Here is a 16934-nt window from a genome sequence, read left to right as displayed (position 1 = left end):
AGGAAGAAGCTCAGCCCGATGGTGAAGAGCACCTGCTCCAGCTCGCTGCGCCGGTACAGGCGGCGCAGCACCAGCGCCTCCAGCAGCGCGCCCAGCATTGCCGTGCCCAGCATTGCCAGCAGCAGGCCCGGCCAGAAGCCCAGGCCCTGCTCGCGCATGAGCCACGCGGCCAGGTAGCCGCCGATCATGGCCAGCGCGCCGTGGCTGAGGTTGATGAAGCGCATCAGGCCCAGCGTGATCGACATCCCCACCGAGATGACGAACAACACCATGCCGTACGACACGCCGTCGATGAGGATGTTGAGGAGGGTTTGAAGCATGGCAGCGGCCTGGGCCACCGCCTTGTAGCGGCGCCCTGAGCAGACAAGTTGCTGGGAGGGGGAGGAAGGCGCTGCCGCTTACTTGGCAGCCAGCCCGTGGTCAGGCTGCGGCCCGAAGCTCTGCATCTCGCGGTTGACGAGCTGGCCGCCGCTGCGCTCGACCTTGCGCAGGTAGACGTTCTGGACGATGTGGCGCGTGGCCGGGTCGATCTTCACGGGACCGCGCGGGCTTTCCCACTGCAGCGCCTTGACCGTGGCCATGGCCTTCTCGGGGTCGCGCTTGCCGCCGGTGGCCTCGATCATCCTGTGGATCACGGCCATGCCGTCCCAGGCGCCCACCGAGGCGTAGTTGGCCACCGCATCGCTCGCCTTGGCCTTGAGCGCGGCGACGAACTTGCGGTTGGCCTCGGAGTCATGTGCGGCCGAGTAGTGGAACGCGGTGGTCAGGCCCAGCGCTGCGTCGCCGAACTTCTGCAGGTCGAACTCGTCGGTCTCGGCCGTACCGTAGAACGCCACGCCCGCCTGGCGCAGGCCGTTGTCGGCATAGGCCTTGACGAAGCCCAGGTTGGGCGGGCCGCCGGGCAGGAAGGTGTAGACCGCCTGGGCGCCGCTGGCCTTGATGCGCTGCACGAAGGGCGCGAAGTCAGTGGTCGCCATGGGCATGCGCACCGAGCTCACCACCTCGCCGCCACTCTTGACAAACTCCGCCTTGAAAGCGTTTTCCGCATCCACGCCGGGGCCGTAGTCCGTGACGGCCGTGACCACCTTTTTCACGCCGTTCCTGGCCATCCACTGCGCCAGCGGCACCGTCACCTGCCACAGCGTGTAGGAGGTGCGCACATAGTAGTCCGACTTCGCCGTGATGTCGGAAGCCGCGGCGTTGAAGATGACGGTGGGCGTCCTGGACTGCTGGATCAGCGGCGCCACGGCCAGCGCGTTGGGCGTGAACACGAAGCCGCCGAGGTAGTCGATCTTGTCCTTGACGATGAGCTCCTGCGCCAGGCTGCGCGTGCCGCTCGGGTTGGGGCCGCCGGTGTCGCGGTAGATGAGCTCCACGTCGTGGCCGGAGAGCTTGCCGCCCTGGATGGCGACATAGGCCTCCACCGCGTCCTTGAACAGCTTGCCGTAGTGCGCGTAGGGCCCGGAAAAGGGCCCCACGATGCCCACCTTGACGCTGGCGGCTTGCGCCTGCGCGGCACCGATGGCGACGGCGGCGGTGGCCAGGGCCCACTTGAATGCTTGCACGGGTTGTCTCCTTTGCCTGATGTGCCAGCCGCTGTCGGCGGCAGGGCGGTTTGATCTGGCGCAAATATATGGATAGAACCTTGATATATCAACTGATTGATCTACTAACTTACCCCTAGATCAACTCGTCGCACCGGGAGGTGTCTTGCAGGGTTGGGCTACAGTGGCGCAGCGGCCACCGCTTCTGGTGCCGCGCATGCAGTCCTTGTCCAAGCCACGCCAGCCATGCCTACCCGCCGCGCCTCTTCCGCCAAGACCGACACCGCCACGGCTACCGCGTTGGACGCGCCTGCCGGGATCGACCTGGACAACTACGTCCCGGCGTACCTGACCTGGATTGCCAACAAGCTCTCGCGTGGCGCCTCGCAGTACTACCTCGCCAACTTCGACGTGGGCATCGAGATCTGGCGCTGCCTGGTGCTGCTGGCCACGCAGGAGCAGGTCTCGGCGCAGCAGGTTTCCAAGGTCATCGGGCTGGACAAGGGTGCGGTAAGCCGCTGCTTCAAGGAAATGCAGTCACGCGGCTTCATCACCATGGGGCTGGATGCCAACGACGGGCGGCTGCGCATGGCCCGGCTCACGCCCAGGGGGCGCCGCCTGCACGACCAGATGATGGGCATGGCCCTGGCCAGGGAACAGGCGCTGCTGTCAGTACTCTCGGCCGAGGAGCGCAAGACGCTCGTGGGGCTGCTGCGCCGGCTGCACGAGAACCTGCCGGAGGTCGAGGTGGCCACGGAGCGCTATCTGCAGGAGCATGCGCCCGCGGCAAAGAAGCGCACACGCTCGGCTGCCGCCGGCGACAGCGCCAACGCCTGACTCCCCGCAACAAGGCGCGGCCACTCGGCCACAGGCAAGCTGCGCGACGCGCCGCTGGGGAGTCGAGTCCAACCTTGCCGGTCGGCGTCAGTCGTTGGAGTGCTGCGGCAACCCGGCACAGTTCCTGAGCGACCGTGCAGGCCCCGGAGCGCAGCAGGTACGCCAGCCTGGCGAACGCCTATTGGGCGGTGGCCACGAGTTGGCAGGCGCTCTTGCCAAAGCAAACGAGCCTGGGTCAGGCCACGGTCAGCTGCTGTTCTCGTTGCTGCGCCTCCTGCAGCAGTCGTGCAACGATGCGGCGGGCCCGCACGGCACCCACGTCGACGTGGATGTCCAGCCACGAGGCCTGCTGGCCGAACCGCACCATGTTGCGGTGCTGGGCCTCGATGACGAGCTTGTCCTCGTCGAAGGTGAAAGCGGTCTGTTCGATGACCGTATCGATCGTTTCGGGCATGTCTGGGTGCTTGTTGCTGGCCATGCTCCAGAAGTAATGCGCCGTGGTGTCCGTCTCGGGCGTGATGCCGTGAAAGCCGCGCATGTGAAAGCCGCCACGGTTCGGGTCGTCCAGTGCTCCCAGGCCTGGCTCGATGGCGCCTGTCCAGATGCGCAGATGCGTGACATCGAACTCGATCTCCTGCCACCGATCGCAGGTGTCGCCAAAGGGCCAGGCCGCCTTGTAGGTGGGCGGCGGAGGCGTGCCGGGCATCAGGCGCACGACCCTCACGCAGTCGCCCTCGGCCGTGACCTTCATCTCGGCATTCATGTGCTGCCGCGCGTTGCCGCCAATGGTCTTGAGGTGCACGTAGCCCAGGTGGCTCAGGTCCAGCAGATTGTCGTGGATGAGCTGGTAAGGCGCGTCGTAGTGATAGGCGCCGCTGCCGAACTTGTAGCGCGGATCGTCGTGATGCGGGTAGGCCGGGGCTTCCTTGGTCGGGGCAGCGCCCTCGGTCCTGGGCATCCAGATCCAGACGATCTGGTTCTTCTCCACCACCGTGTAGGACTTCACCCTGGCCTTGGCCGGGATGCGCTCCTGGCCGGGGATCTCGATGCAAGTGCCGCTGGGTGCATAGAGCATGCCGTGGTAGCCGCAGCGCACGCCCTGGGCCTCCACGGTGCCGCAGGACAGCGGCAGCGAGCGGTGGCAGCAACGGTCCTCCAGCGCTGCAACCTCGCCACTGCCGGTACGAAACAGGACGATGGGCTGGTTGAGCAGGCGCCGGGCAATGGGCTTGTCCTGAAGCTCCGAAGAGAAGCCGGCGACGTACCACTGGTCGAGCGGGAACTTCGTCATGTCGCCAACGGGTGCCTGGGCTTGAGAGCAGGTCATGGTCAGGGTTTCCTCAATCTGGGTTGACGGGATCAAAGGCTTTACAGGTCCAGCACCAGCAGCGGGCTGCTGGATCGGGAGCAGCACGGGGTGAATTGGTCGTTGCGCTCGTGCTCGGCATCGGTGAGGTACACGTCGCGGTGGTCCGGCGTGCCGTCGATGACGCGAGTGAGGCAGGTGCCACAGACGCCGGACTCGCACGAGGTGGGCACCTCCACGCCATGCGCGGCAAGAACCTCGGTCACGCTCTGGTCGGCAGGCACGTCCATCTCCTTGCCACTGCGGTGCAGGCGGATGCGAAAGCGCTGCTCGGCAGTGCCGGAGGGAGCAGGGGCGGCGAAGAACTCGCGATGCAGCCTCTCCTCAGGCCAGCCGCTGGCGCGGGCCGTATCGAGAACGTGGTCGATGAAGCCGGCCGGGCCGCAGACGTACAGCCGCGTGCCAGCAGGCGCACGTGCGAGCACCGCGGGAATATCCAGGCGCGCCGAGACCGGGTCGCTGTCGAAATGCAGCTGCGCACGGTGGCTCCACGCCGCAGTGGTGACGCGTTCGAGGAAGGCGGTGCGCTCGGGTGAGCGTGTGCAGTAATGCAGCTCGAAGGCACCTCCCGCCAAATGGAGCTGCTCAGCCATGGCCAGGATGGGCGTGATGCCGATGCCGCCAGCCAGCAGCAAGTACTGCGGCGCCGGCATGAGCGCGAAATGGTTGCGCGGCGCGCTGATGGCAAGACGATCCCCGGGTTGCACACGCCCGTGCACAGCCACGGAGCCCCCGCGCGACGCCGGATCCTTGAGCACCGCGATCACGTAGCGGTGACGCTCGGAAGGCTCGTTGCACAGCGAGTACTGCCGCACCAGGCCGTCGCCGACGTGGACGTCGATGTGTGCGCCGGCTTCGAAGGACGGCAGCGCTGATCCGTCGGCGGCGACAAGCTCGAGACGGCAAATGTCCTGGGCCTCGGTGATCCTGGACGCGACGGTGACTGAAAGGGTGCTCATGGTGGTGCTCGCAGGCGGGCCGTCTCGGCAATCGGCGGCCCGCCACGCTGGGTCTTGATGGAGCGAAGAATAGACAAATGCTATATATTCATCAACTAGTTGATTTATCAAAACTGTCGGGGTTTTCCCGAGCCGATTGATTTTCGCGCTGGCGGCTTGGGGCTCCTCCGAGGCTGTGGCAGCCCTTCACCGTGGCGGACCCTGCCGCCGCAGCGCATCGAGTGCCAGCCACAGGAGATCTCGCGCTCGGGTCAGGACGCGCACGCGTGGGTGTTCTTTGCCGGCAGGGTCGCCGCGCGCGACGCCCGGCGCCTGGGCACCACGCTCATCAGCCATGTCTGCGGCCGCACACGCCGGCTGCAGCTGAACTCCTATGACCGGCTCTTCCCCAACCGAACTGTTGCGCCAATGGCAGGAGCGACTGCAGGCCTTCCTCGGCGTCGAAAAGAGGGCCGTCGGCGTCATCGGCGGCGGCAAGGCCCGGCCCACCGGGCACATCGACGTCGCGGTGATGCAGTCGCTCTACCGCCAGGGGAAGGTCGACGAGCGCGTCGCGCAGTACGGCCACGTCATCGTCGACGAGTGCCACCACGTCGGCGCCGCGTCCTTCGACACCCTGCTGCGCCACGTCAAGGCCAGGTACGTGCTGAGGCTCACCGCCACACCCCTGCGCCCCGACGGCCAGCAGCCGGTCATCTTCATGCAGTACGGGCCGGTGCGCCACACCGCGCAGCGGCCGGCCAGCGCGCCACAGGACCTGGAGGTCGTGCCGCGCTTCCTGTCCACGCGCCTCGACGTGGCGGCCGACGCCGCCATCCAGGAGGTATTCCGTTGCGTGGCTGCCGACGCAGCGCGCACGGACGCGATCGCAGCCGAGGTGGAAGCCGCCTGCCGGCAGGGCCGCAAGGTGCTCGTGCTCACCGAGCGCATCGACCACCTCGATGCCATCGCATCCCGGCTGGCGGCCTGCGCCGCGCCGCTGTTCGTGCTGCATGGGCGCATGTCACGCAAGGAGCGCAACGCGCTGCTCGACGCCCTCGATGTGCTGCCGCCGGATGCCGCGCGCGTGCTGCTGGCCACCGGCCGTCTGATCGGCGAAGGCTTCGACCACCCGCCACTGGACACCCTGGTGCTCGCCATGCCCGTGTCCTGGAAGGGCACGCTGCAACAGTACGCGGGCCGGCTGCACCGTGAGCACGCGACCAAGGCCGGTGTGCGCATCATCGACTTCGTGGACGCCGGCCACCCGGTGCTGCTGCGCATGTGGGACCGGCGCCAGCGCGGCTACCAGGCCATGGGGTATCGGATTGCCGACAGCGGTTCTCTGCTTACCGAGTAACCGATGTGCGCCGTTGCATGGTCAACCACCACAATGCGATTTATGTGAAATTGGATGCATAGACATCAATCTAATGGCGGTACAAGACGTATGCGGGCGTTGTCGTGATCGGTTTCCTTCAGCACGCATTGTCATTTCCGTTCCCTGACTGACGGCGTGTACCGCAGCAGCTTCAACGGCGGCTGCGGGCACCGGAGGATGGCGTCGAGCATGGCACGGCGAGCCTGTAGAGCACCACTCTCGGGCATCTTGTCTCGGCAGTGCCATGGAAATGGCATGACCACGCGTTTCACCCGTGCGCGGTCGGGCCACGCCTTCAGTCGTAGCTATAGAAGCCGCGTCCGCTCTTTCGACCCAAGCGGCCGGCCTGGACCATCTCGCGCAGCAACGGCGCGGGGCGGTACTTCGTGTCGCCGAAGCCCTCGTGGAACACCTCCATGATGCTGAGCATGGTGTCCAGCCCGATCAGGTCCGCCAGCGCCAGCGGGCCGATGGGATGGTTGCAGCCCAGCTTCATGCCCGCGTCGATGTCTTCGGCCGTGGCCAGGCCCTCCTGCAGCACGAAGATGGCCTCGTTGATCATCGGGCACAGGATGCGGTTGACCACGAAACCGGGGCTGTTCTTCACCGTCACCGGCGTCTTGCCCACCGCTTGCGCGAAGGCCGCGGCCAGCGCGTGCGTCTCGTCGGAGGTCTGCAGGCCGCGGATCAGCTCCAGCAGCCCCATCAGCGGCACCGGGTTGAAGAAGTGCATGCCGATGCAGCGCTCGGGCTTGTCCAGCACCGCGGCCAGCTGCGTGATGGAGATGGACGAGGTGTTGGACGCGATCACGGCCTCGTCTCCGACGATGCCCTCGACCTGGCGCAGGATGCGCAGCTTCAGGTCGGGGTTCTCGGTGGCGGCCTCGATGACGATCTGCGCGTCCTTGAGCGCCGCGTAGTCGGTGCTGCCCTGCACGCGGGCCAGGGCCTCGTCCTTCTGCGCGGCCGTGAGCTTTTCCTTCTTGACCAGGCGCTCCAGGCTGCCAGCGAGCGTCTTCACGCCGCGCTGCACCGCCTCGTCCGAGATGTCCACCATCACTACCTGCAGCCCGGCCACGGCGCACACCTGCGCGATGCCGTTGCCCATGGTGCCCGCTCCAATGACACCGATGCGTTCAAGCTTCATGTTGTTCCTTTCGTCTACTTTAAAAATTGAAAACTGCATGTTTGGTCGGCACTTCATGCGTAAGGTGCACAGTGCGCCACGGTCACGAAGGTGCCCTGGCTCAAGCTTCCCGCCTTGCCATGGCTCGCTCACAGCCGCTATCGACCGACCTCGATAAACCACTCGTTGCAGGCGTCGGTGTGCAGGCTGTGGCAGTTCCCGTACGCGGTAATCAGCGCTACCTCATCATGGCAGCAAGCCAGCGTCGGCACCACTTGACCTAACGTACTGCCATCGATCTGGCAGCCACGTCGCGCGGCCTACAAGCCGCGAGTTCTCTCCGCCCAGTGCGACGGCCTGTGCGTGGGGCCATCGACGAAGAGGCCTGAAAACACGCTCGCGAGCGTTACCCCGGCTGGTCGAGAAGGCCGATGCGGACTCGCCCGAGCAGTGCAGGCCGAACCGGCAAGCAGCCGCTTGGGACCACAGGGCCTGCGCGCGCGGTGTCCGGACTGACCGCTGCGATGCTTCACGGACGTGGATGATGCCAACGGCCCTGGGAACAACTGCAGTACAGGCTCCGCCTGCAAGCCAAGCGACATGGCTACCAAGCTCGATCTTGGGCAGCGAACGCGGGCCCTCTTGGGGCCGCCCACTAGCGAACAATACGTGCTGGCAGCGACGGGCGCCAAGCCATCTGGCCGCCTGCTACAGGTTGGCTGCCCGAGGTGGAAGGCGGGCCGGCTCAGCCATGGAGAACGCAAGAAACAGGTTCACTTTAGTAGACAGTTTTTCTAAAACTGTCTTATATTATCGCGGACGCTGGCGGCGTTCCTGATGAGCAGGCGGGCTTGGCATGCTGAGCGGCATGTGTCTCGACACGCATTGACATGTCGGCTGCGGGCTCATCTACGGCGACGGTGGGCGCGAAGTCAACTTGAACCCAGCAGCAATGCGCACACCATCGTCATTGGCCGGCCATCCACTGACACTGACGATCACCAATGAATGGCGAAGCGCGGCAGGATTCGGTCCGCTCTTTCTCCAGCGCCCTTGAAGAGTGCATGAGCGAATCACCGCGTCCGTCCCGTCCAATCGCTGTGGCCATCGTTGCGTTGGTCTGCTTCAATTTTGCATCGTACGTATGCAACGGACTCCCGCTTGCCGTGCTGCCGGGCTACGTGCTCAAGGAGCTGGACTTCAGCTCCGTGCTTGTTGGCGTTGTGATCGGCACACAGTACATCGTGTCGTTGCTGTCCAGGCCACTGGCTGGAAACGTTGCGGACCGGTTCGGGGCGAAGACTGCAGTGCTGTGCGGCCTGACCGGGCTGGTCGTGACCGGAGGGCTTACCGGCTTGGCGGTGTTGCTGAGCAATGCTCCGGCACTGAGCCTTTGCCTGCTGCTTGCTGCGCGGGCGGTCCAGGGTGCGTCCGCAGCTCTGATTTCCACGCCGTGCTGCACATGGGCCATCGGCCTGCATGGCACCTCGCAGGCCACGCGTGTAATGTCCTGGAACGGAATTGCCTCCTATGGAGGTACGGCCGTCGGTGCGCCCGTCGGTGTGCTCGTGCACCAGCACTTCGGTATGGCGGGGATTGGCCTTTCCTTGGCCGTGCTGGGCCTCACCGCACTGGGCTACGCGCTGACCAAGCAGGCTGCTCCGCTGGTACCGGGAAAGCGGCTGCCGTTTGGCAATATCTTTTTCTCCGTCCTTCCGAACGGCCTTGCCTTGGCGTGCAGTTCAGTGGGATTCGGCAGTCTCACGGCGTTCGTCGCCCTGTACTTCGACCGCCTGGGTTGGGCCAATGCAGCCTACTGCCTTACGGGTTTCGGCATCGCTTTCATCGTGGCCCGACTCTCGACGCCCAACGTGGTCCCGCGCTTCGGAGGCTATCGGGTGGTGTCTGCCTGCATGGCCATCCAGACCGTCGGCCTGCTGCTGATCTGGCTGGCTCCTGTGCCCGCGGTAGCGGTTCTGGGAGCCATGCTGACCGGTCTTGGTGTCTCCTGGGTCTATCCGGGACTGGGCGTAGAGACATTGGCACGCACTCCGGAAGCCAGTCGAACTTCAGCGCTGAGTACGCTTTCCCTGTTCTTCGATCTTGCAGTCGGGATGGCAGGCCCACTGATGGGATTGGTAGCTACCGGCCTTGGCTTTCCATCGGTGTTCCTGGTTGCAGCCATGTTGTCATCGCTTGGCCTGATCTGCGTGCTTCGGATGCACCGCAGGCATCTGCACGAACGAAGCCTCCCACCAGCGCAGACAGCCAACCGGCCCGCTGCGTGACTTGAATGCTCATGCGACCAAAGGCCGTGTTAGCCAGGCTCGTGTTGCAAGGCCACCCGACGTATCGATGAAACGCGCACAGCTATCGCCATGAGGGTTTTCACGAGTTCGACCTTTCCCACACGCTTTCATCATAAAAGCGCCACAAAGTTGAGAAAACAACAATGAAAATGTTTAGAAAGTTGCGTCCCGTGGCCCTGCTTGTTGCAGGGCTGGCATCTGCAGCGCTCTCGACGTCCGTGGCAGCTGCGGGCTACCCTGACCGGATGCTGACGTTCGTCACGCCCTTCACTGCAGGTGCAGCACCTGATGTGTTGGTGCGCGCACTGGCCGCCGAGGTTGCCAGGACCTCAGGTGTCCAGGCAATCGTGGAGAACAAGCCTGGGGCCAGCTCGATGCTGGCAGCGCAGACCGTAGCGAAAGCGTCCGCGGACGGGTACACGATCCTGGTCACGGGCAACGTTGCCTTCACCGGCAACCCGCATGTATTCAAGAAACTGAGCTACGACCCGGTGGCGGACTTCACGCCGGTCAATACCGTTGCCAAGGGCCCGATGATCCTGTACGTCAACCCGGAAAAGCTGCCGGTGCGCCGCATCAGCGATTTCATTGAACTGCTGCGGAAACAGCCGGGTAAGTACACATTTGCCTACACGAGCATCACCAGCCGACTGCCGGCAGAGGTGTTGCGCAAGTCGGCCGGTCTGGACATCGTCGGCATACCGTACCGCAGCGGCAACGCGGCGATGCCGGATCTGATCAGCGGCCAGGTCGACATGGCATTCACGGACCTGTCCGGGATGCCACACGTGCGTTCAGGCAAGCTGGTGGCCATCGGTGTGACCGATACGGCGCGCAGCCCGTTCGCTCCAGACCTGCCGACCTTCGAAGAAGCTGGCGTCAAGCGCATGGACATCAGTTTCTGGCTGGGGGCGTATCTGCCAGCGAAGGCACCGGCCGACGTGGTGCGACGACTTGGCGAGCTCCTGGAAAAGGCCTCCCGCAGCGCCGAGGCTACGGCTGCCTATGCCAAGCTGGGCACCGTTCCTTTTTTCTTGCCGCCCGGCCGATTCGCGAAGTTTCAAGCTGACGAAAGCGCCTCGTGGGGCCAGATCGTCCGCGACGCGGGCATCCAGCCCGAGTGACGCGCGCTCGCGGCCGCTGACGGCCAACCGGCTTCACAGTGCCCGCTGTTCTTGGGCCGGGCATTGAGGCCACATGCGCCTACGCCGTTGCCATTCGCCTATGAACTGCACTGCGGTCCCATCCGCAATGCCGCGGCTGCTCAGCATCGCCGGCGTCATCCGGTGAGAAGACCTTCATTTTTTCGGGGAGTTACATGTGTATCAAACACGTCCTGTCCGCTGTCATGTTGGCCGCAGGCGCGGGCCTGGCGTCCGCGCAATCGTCCGTGGTCCTGTTCGGAAAGATCGATTCCGGCTATGTCAACAAGATCGGCACGAAGACGGCCAGGGGCGACAAGGGGCTTGGCGAAGGCGCACAAAGCCGCTTCGGACTGCGGGGCTCGGAGAACCTGGGCAACGGCCTGAGCGCGTTCTACTGGCTGGAGAATCGCTTCAAGTCTGACACTGGCGAGCTGACCACGGCACGGTTCTTCCAAGGACAGTCGATTCTCGGGTTGAAGGGCCCCTGGGGTACCGTAACGATGGGGCGCGACTACATCGCTGGCTACGTCGAGGTGCAGATGGCACCCGACCCGTTCATCCACACCGGCGTCTCGTCAATGGTTGCGTTTGGCAATGGCAATATCGGCACGGTACGCAACGATGGCGCCATCAGCTACAAGGTCGAGTCCGGACCTTTGAGTTTCGTGGCGCAATGGGCACGCGACACGAATCCGAACTCGGCTACCCTGCCAGGGCCGCTAACCGCCGAGCATCCCGTGGGTGCCAGCGCCTGGTACCAAGCAGGACCGCTTTTCCTGGGCTACAGCTACGAGAACCCGGGCGGCGTGCATGACGTTTGGCACTTCGCTGCAATGCGCGCGGTGCTCGGTCCGGTGACGCTGTCCGCCGGCTACGGTCAGGGTGAGACGAACACCCAGGAGGAGCGCCGCAGCTGGGTTGTGGGTGCTCACATGCCCGTCGGTGGGGGACGCCTGAAGGTCGTTTACGGTGACCTGAGAAACACCAGCGCCAGCCTCCCGATCAGCCGCAAGATGGCACTAGGCTACAACTACAACTTCTCCAAGCGCACCTTCGTCTACCTGAACATCGCGCGGGACCGCGATGCTACGGCAGACCGCAACGGATTTGACGTAGGGGTGCAGCACAACTTCTGAAGCGGCCTGGTGCCTTGCCCCTTTCAGCCCAGGCTCTGCAGTGATGCGTGATAGCACTCGTCCCATGCTTGTCCACTGCCAACGCTGACACCCACGCGACGCAGCAGCCCGTCGGCCAAGCCATAGACGAGGCCGTGGACCTCAATGCGCTGACCGCGGTACCAAGCCCGGCGCAAGATGGTGGTGCGGCACACGTTGGCCACTTGCTCGATGACGTTGAGCTCGACCAAGCGCTTGCTGCGTGTTTCGTCATCCAACGCCGCTCCCAGGCGCAACTCGTGCTTGAAGGCGACGTCCTCGATATGGCGCAGCCAGTTGTCGGCCAAGCCCGCGGAGCGCTTCTCGGCCACAGCCTGCACGCCACCGCAACCGTAATGGCCTACCACCATGACGTGTTCGACCTTGAGGGTTTCCACCGCGTACTGCAGTACCGATAGGCAGTTCAGGTCCGAATGCACCACCACGTTGGCAATGTTGCGATGCACGAAAACCTCGCCGGGTGCAAGACCCACGATTTCGTTGGCCGGTACCCGGCTGTCAGAACAGCCGATCCACAGGTAGCGTGGTGTTTGCTGGCGAGCCAGCCGCGTGAAGAAGTCCGGGTCGGCCTGCACGCACTGGCGCGCCCAGGCCCGGTTGTTGGCAAAGATGGCGTCGAGGCTGCACATCGGTGCCTCACACGGTTGCGTGACGCCTGGGCCAAGGGTGGAAAGATGCGTCATGGGAAATCCTTGTAAAAGTCATGCGCATGGCGGTCAGGCAGCCGCGCGCGCTGCCTGCGCAGGGGTCGATGTGGGCGCCGGAACAGTGGCGTAGAACTCGGCCAGCAGCTTGCGCTGCTGTGCGTGGGCTGCCTCGGCGTTGTGCTCCTTCACATGGCCATAGCCGCGAACCCCTTGGGGCAGACGAGCCAATGCCAGCGCCGTAGGCAAGCGTTCCTTCGTGAGCATGCCGACGACCTGGCACATCAGCAGCTCGAACTTGCCGATGGCTGAGCGCTCGCCACGGCGCTCGGCGGTGTAGCCGAAAACGTCCAGCGGCGTGCCACGCAGGCGCCTGGCCTTGGCAAGGACCTTGTAGGCGGTGGCGATCCACGGCCCATAGGCTTGCTTGATCAGGTGGCCCTGTGCATCCCGCTTGGAGAACAGCGGCGGTGCCAGGTGAAAGCGCAGCTTGTAATTACCCTCGAACTGGGAAGCGACACGATCGAAGAACCCGGTCTCAACGTACAGCCGCGCTACCTCGTACTCGTCCTTGTACGCCATGAGCTTGTACAGGCTCACCGCCACCTCGCGCGCCAGGCGGTCCGTGCCGGTGCGCTGTTTCTCGGCCGCCGCGATCTGGCGCACGAAGCTCTCATAGCGCCTGGCATAGGCTGCGCTCTGGTAGGCGACAAGGCGCCTCGTGCGGTCCTCGATCAGTGCTTCCAGCCCGGGGGTGCGCGTGGGCATCGTCACCACCGCGGTGGGCCTGTCCAGCCCGGCGGCCTGCTGCACGAGTCCCAAATCCAGTGCAGCCTGCCTGCCCCAAGCGAACGCTGCCTTGTTCATCGGCACCGCAGCGCCGTTGAGCTCGATGGCACGCATGAGGGACGCCTCCTGCAGCGGAATCCAGCCCTTCTGCCAGGCATAGCCCAGAACGAACACGTTGGTCGCCACGGCGTCGCCCATCAGCGCGGTGGCCATCGCCGTGGCGTTGAGGGCTTCGACCGACTGTGCTGCATCACGCACGCGCTGCAGCATCGCGTCGGGCGAGGTTTGCCAGTCTGGATCCTGCGTGAAGGCACCGGTGGGCGCCACGTCGGTATTCATCACGGCACGCGTGCGCGTGGCATCCATGGTGCTGATCGCATCCTTGCCTGCGCCCACCATCAGGTCGCAGCCCAGCACCACGTCGGCCTGCTTCGCGGCGACCCGCGCGGCATGCAGCCCGGCAGGCGTGGCGGCCAGACGCACATGGGACATCACGGCACCCCCTTTTTGTGCCAGGCCTGCCATGTCCAGCACCAGCACGCCCTTGCCTTCCAGGTGCGCGGCCATGCCCATGAGCGCGCCGATGGTCACCACGCCCGTCCCGCCCACGCCCGTCACCACCACGTTGCACGGCGCTTCGAGCGCGGGCAGCACGGGTGCCGGCAGGTTCTCCGGCGGCGTTGCCTTGGACTTGGCAGGCTTGCGCAGCGCGCCGCCCTCGACCGTAACGAAGCTCGGGCAGAAGCCCTTCACGCAAGAGTAGTCCTTGTTGCAAGAGCTCTGGTCGATCTGACGCTTGCGGCCCAGCGGGGTTTCCAGCGGCAGGATGGAGACGCAGTTGGACTGCACGCCGCAGTCGCCGCAGCCCTCGCACACCTCCTCGTTGATCACGACACGCTTGGGCGGATCGACGAGCTGCTTCTTCTTGCGCCGGCGCCGCTTCTCGGCCGCGCAGGTCTGGGCGTAGACGATCACGGAGACGCCCTGCTTCTCGCGCAAGTCTCGCTGCAGCTCGTCCATGGCGTCGCGGTGGCTGACGGCCACGCCCGCGGGCAGTCCGCCCATGCGCTGGTAGAGCTCGGGCTCGTCAGAGACGAGGTGCAGGTGCTCCACGCCCTCGGCGGCGAGCTGCTGCAGGATCTGCGGCACGGTGGGCGAGCCCTCCACGGGCTGGCCGCCGGTCATGGCCACCGCGTCGTTGACCAGGATCTTGTAGGTGATGTTCACGCCCGCGGCCTTGGCCGCGCGGATCGCGAGCGACCCCGAGTGCATGTAGGTGCCATCACCCAGGTTGGCGAAGATGTGGGGCGTAGAGGTGAACGGCGCCTGGCCGATCCAGCTCACGCCCTCGCCGCCCATCTGCGTGAAGGTCTCGGTGCGGCGGTCCATCCATTGCGCCATGTAGTGGCAGCCGATGCCGGCCACGGCGCGCGAACCTTCCGGCACCTTGGTACTGGTGTTGTGCGGACAGCCCGAGCAGAAGTACGGCAGACGCTGCTGCGACCCTGGCTCCTGGCGGGTAAATCCGTCCGCAGCCAGACAGGGAACCAGGTAGCCACGCGCCTTCCCGGGCAGCGAGTCGCTGCCGAATACCTTGGCGATGCGCGCGGCGATCACGTTGGCGATTGCCGCCGGCGTGAGTTCGCCGTTGGGCGACAGCAGGATGCCGTCGTGCGGCACCTTGACCCATTCGCCCGTCTCGTCGTACTTGCCGACCACGCGGGGACGCGAGGCGATCGGGGCGTTGTAGAGCTGCTCCTTGAGCTGGTACTCGATGATTTGGCGCTTCTCCTCGACCACCAGGATCTCGTCCAGCCCTTCGGCGAACTCGCGGATGCACTCGGGCTCCAGCGGCCAGGACACGCCGATCTTGAGCAGCCGGATGCCAAGCCGCTGCGCGCTGCCTTCGTCGATGCCCATCATGGCCAGCGCCTCGCGCACGTCGAGGTAGCTCTTGCCGGTGGTGACGATGCCCAGCTTCGCGTTGGGCGCCGCCCAGTCCTGGCGGTTAAGCCGGTTCAGGCGCACGTACTCCAGCAGCGCATAGAGGCGCTCGCGCTGCAGCCGGTTCTCCTGCTCCAGCGGCGGATCGGGCCAGCGGATGTGGAAGCCGTCGCTGGGGATCGGGTAGGTGTCGGGCACCTTGATCTCCACGGCCATCGGATCGATCTCAAAGGAGGAGGACGACTCGATGGTGTCGCTGATGGACTTGAAGCCCACCCAGCAGCCCGAGTAGCGCGACATGGCCCAGCCGTGCAGGCCGAACTCGATGAACTCGCGCACGCCCGAGGGGTTGAGCACAGGGATCATGGCGGCGATGAAGGCGTGCTCGCTCTGGTGCGGCAGGCTCGACGACTTGCAGGAATGGTCGTCACCCGCAACGAGCAGCACGCCGCCGTGTTGGGAGCAGCCGGCGATGTTGCCGTGCTTGAAGACGTCGCCGCTGCGGTCCACCCCGGGGCCCTTGCCGTACCACAGCGAGAACACGCCATCGACCTTGGCGTTGGGGTCGAGGTTGACCATCTGCGTGCCCCACACGGCAGTGGCAGCCAGTTCCTCGTTGAGGCCGGGAACGAACTTGATGTCGTGCTGGGCAAGGTGTTTCTTGGCCTTCCACAGCTCCTGGTCCACCGCACCCAGCGGTGAGCCACGATAGCCCGAGACGAAGCCAGCGGTGGTCAGGCCGGCTGCGGCATCGCGGGCCTTTTGCGCCATCAGCAGCCGCACCAGGGCCTGGGTGCCGGTCATGTAGACGCGGCCCCTGGGCAGGGTGTACTTGTCTTCGAGCGTGACAGGGGCTAGGAGCTCGGGCTTGTCCATCAATTTTTGTCGATCGTTGTCGATGCCTGGGGCATCAGAGAGGACCTGGTTCGGCCGCGTCCGCAGTAGATCCACTGGCCTGCACAGCGGCGCCTGGCATGGCAATCAGACACGGCACGACAGGCAGGGAATTCAACGCAGTGCCAGCCTGCGCATGTGCGCGGCTCCATGCATGTCGACTCTCGACAGCATCGATTCGATGAAGTCACAGCGGCGTCTGCCGCAGTACCTGTATGCCAATTGAAGGCACTGGCGCCGAGAGGCCATGTCGCTGCTCCATGGAGGCTGTGAGTCATGTCGCCTGCCGGAGTCGATTTCGGCAGGCCCTTCCGCATGTCAACTGGCGCACCGGCGTTTCGTGACATTTACGTCGATTGTGTTCAATTCAACAGCCATAGTCATCAGTAGATTCCTGTGGCGTCACATTGGTTTTGCTCATGGTTGGCTGCCGGCTCACATCAACTCGTTCCACGCCGTTCTGCATCGCTGCCACATCGGTGCATCCGCGAGTGACGGCCAGAGAAAGCGTGGGTGTCGTAGGCAGCAAGCGCGCCTCGGCAGCAACCAGACGCCATGCCTGTCGAGTTGCAAGCTGAAAGCAGCCGGCCGCTGTGGGGTGTGACTCCAACTCCGGACGGCTGCTCGTGCGACACACGTCAGCGATGTCGCTATGCCGGACTTGCAGCGGTCGCACATCGGTCGTTGTGCTCGGTGTCCGGGATGCCCGGGCAGACCGGGAACTACACCGCACACGGTCGGTGTCAACGCACAATCGTCCTCTCGCGCCAGGAGAAAGAGGACGCAAAAACCCTATGCCACGGGGCCAATGCCAGCGCGCAACCGAGTCGTCGTGCGGCCTA

12 protein-coding genes and 1 pseudogene are annotated in these 16934 nt (G+C 65.0%); 6 read left to right on the top strand and 7 right to left on the bottom strand.

All coding sequences use genetic code 11. From position 1 onward, the window contains the following. Together H537_RS54635 and H537_RS0129665 are read right to left on the bottom strand one after the other, a co-directional pair. Positions 1 to 320 (bottom strand): ABC transporter permease subunit (locus H537_RS54635; protein WP_043460689.1); only part of this gene is annotated, 320 nt, incomplete at its 3' end. A gap of 78 nt (positions 321 to 398) precedes the next feature. Continuing rightward, positions 399 to 1565 carry an ABC transporter substrate-binding protein gene (locus H537_RS0129665; protein ID WP_043460594.1) on the bottom strand — a complete coding sequence of 389 codons (1167 nt, stop codon included), beginning with the start codon at positions 1563 to 1565 and terminating at the stop codon, positions 399 to 401. A gap of 225 nt (positions 1566 to 1790) precedes the next feature. Between H537_RS0129665 and H537_RS46275 the strand changes: the two genes are divergently transcribed. Beyond that, positions 1791 to 2381: a MarR family winged helix-turn-helix transcriptional regulator gene (locus H537_RS46275; protein ID WP_051243581.1), complete on the top strand. Its 591-nt coding sequence runs from the start codon at positions 1791 to 1793 to the stop codon at positions 2379 to 2381. A 235-nt stretch (positions 2382 to 2616) separates the two neighbouring features. Here the strand turns inward: H537_RS46275 and H537_RS0129655 are convergent, their stop codons facing one another. Both H537_RS0129655 and H537_RS0129650 read right to left on the bottom strand, forming a co-directional pair. Next, entirely contained in the window at positions 2617 to 3708 is a 1092-nt protein-coding gene (locus H537_RS0129655; protein ID WP_211235106.1) for a Rieske 2Fe-2S domain-containing protein, read from the bottom strand. A gap of 41 nt (positions 3709 to 3749) precedes the next feature. Then, positions 3750 to 4706, bottom strand: a complete 957-nt coding sequence (locus H537_RS0129650; RefSeq protein WP_029000766.1) for a PDR/VanB family oxidoreductase — start codon at positions 4704 to 4706, stop codon at positions 3750 to 3752. A 270-nt stretch (positions 4707 to 4976) separates the two neighbouring features. On the opposite strand from H537_RS0129650, the pseudogene H537_RS56895 reads away from it, so the two are divergent. Both H537_RS56895 and H537_RS0129645 read left to right on the top strand, forming a co-directional pair. Next, positions 4977 to 5063: pseudogene (locus H537_RS56895) on the top strand (hypothetical protein); the annotation flags it as partial. A gap of 16 nt (positions 5064 to 5079) precedes the next feature. After that, positions 5080 to 6045, top strand: coding sequence for a DEAD/DEAH box helicase (locus tag H537_RS0129645; RefSeq protein WP_084151031.1), 966 nt, complete (start codon positions 5080 to 5082; stop codon positions 6043 to 6045). Between the two features lie 316 nt (positions 6046 to 6361). Here the strand turns inward: H537_RS0129645 and H537_RS0129640 are convergent, their stop codons facing one another. After that, positions 6362 to 7213 (bottom strand): 3-hydroxybutyryl-CoA dehydrogenase, encoded by an 852-nt coding sequence (locus H537_RS0129640; protein ID WP_029000764.1) that lies wholly within the window; start codon positions 7211 to 7213, stop codon positions 6362 to 6364. A 1043-nt stretch (positions 7214 to 8256) separates the two neighbouring features. On the opposite strand from H537_RS0129640, the gene H537_RS0129635 reads away from it, so the two are divergent. The 3 genes from H537_RS0129635 to H537_RS0129625 all read left to right on the top strand — a co-directional run bounded on the left by H537_RS0129635 (position 8257) and on the right by H537_RS0129625 (position 11782). Continuing rightward, positions 8257 to 9480, top strand: a complete 1224-nt coding sequence (locus tag H537_RS0129635; protein WP_029000763.1) for an MFS transporter — start codon at positions 8257 to 8259, stop codon at positions 9478 to 9480. Between the two features lie 191 nt (positions 9481 to 9671). Next, positions 9672 to 10625, top strand: a complete 954-nt coding sequence (locus tag H537_RS0129630; protein ID WP_169517114.1) for a Bug family tripartite tricarboxylate transporter substrate binding protein — start codon at positions 9672 to 9674, stop codon at positions 10623 to 10625. 194 nt (positions 10626 to 10819) lie between these two features. Then, positions 10820 to 11782 carry a porin gene (locus H537_RS0129625; RefSeq protein WP_084151030.1) on the top strand — a complete coding sequence of 321 codons (963 nt, stop codon included), beginning with the start codon at positions 10820 to 10822 and terminating at the stop codon, positions 11780 to 11782. 23 nt (positions 11783 to 11805) lie between these two features. Here the strand turns inward: H537_RS0129625 and can are convergent, their stop codons facing one another. Together can and H537_RS46270 are read right to left on the bottom strand one after the other, a co-directional pair. After that, a complete protein-coding gene (gene can, locus H537_RS0129620) occupies positions 11806 to 12450 on the bottom strand; it encodes a carbonate dehydratase (RefSeq protein WP_029000760.1) in 645 nt (214 codons plus the stop codon). Between the two features lie 87 nt (positions 12451 to 12537). Further along, positions 12538 to 16074: an indolepyruvate ferredoxin oxidoreductase family protein gene (locus tag H537_RS46270; protein ID WP_051243574.1), complete on the bottom strand. Its 3537-nt coding sequence runs from the start codon at positions 16072 to 16074 to the stop codon at positions 12538 to 12540. Between the last annotated feature and the right edge of the window lie 860 nt (positions 16075 to 16934).

The organism is Azohydromonas australica DSM 1124 (genome assembly GCF_000430725.1).
GTDB lineage: Bacteria > Pseudomonadota > Gammaproteobacteria > Burkholderiales > Burkholderiaceae_C > Azohydromonas > Azohydromonas australica.
Note: the sequence above shows the minus strand (reverse complement) of the source record. Positions and strands in the feature narration are given on the sequence as shown.

Excerpts from the sequence above, each read along its gene's own strand:
- H537_RS46275 (WP_051243581.1), top strand. The coding sequence starts at position 1,791 with ATGCCTACCCGCCGCGCCTCTTCCGCCAAGACCGACACCGCCACGGCT.
- H537_RS0129655 (WP_211235106.1), bottom strand. The coding sequence starts at position 3,708 with ATGACCTGCTCTCAAGCCCAGGCACCCGTTGGCGACATGACGAAGTTC.
- H537_RS0129650 (WP_029000766.1), bottom strand. The coding sequence starts at position 4,706 with ATGAGCACCCTTTCAGTCACCGTCGCGTCCAGGATCACCGAGGCCCAG.
- H537_RS0129645 (WP_084151031.1), top strand. The coding sequence starts at position 5,080 with ATGACCGGCTCTTCCCCAACCGAACTGTTGCGCCAATGGCAGGAGCGA.
- H537_RS0129640 (WP_029000764.1), bottom strand. The coding sequence starts at position 7,213 with ATGAAGCTTGAACGCATCGGTGTCATTGGAGCGGGCACCATGGGCAAC.
- H537_RS0129635 (WP_029000763.1), top strand. The coding sequence starts at position 8,257 with ATGAGCGAATCACCGCGTCCGTCCCGTCCAATCGCTGTGGCCATCGTT.
- H537_RS0129625 (WP_084151030.1), top strand. The coding sequence starts at position 10,820 with ATGTGTATCAAACACGTCCTGTCCGCTGTCATGTTGGCCGCAGGCGCG.
- can (WP_029000760.1), bottom strand. The coding sequence starts at position 12,450 with ATGTGCAGCCTCGACGCCATCTTTGCCAACAACCGGGCCTGGGCGCGC.
- H537_RS46270 (WP_051243574.1), bottom strand. The coding sequence starts at position 16,074 with ATGGACAAGCCCGAGCTCCTAGCCCCTGTCACGCTCGAAGACAAGTAC.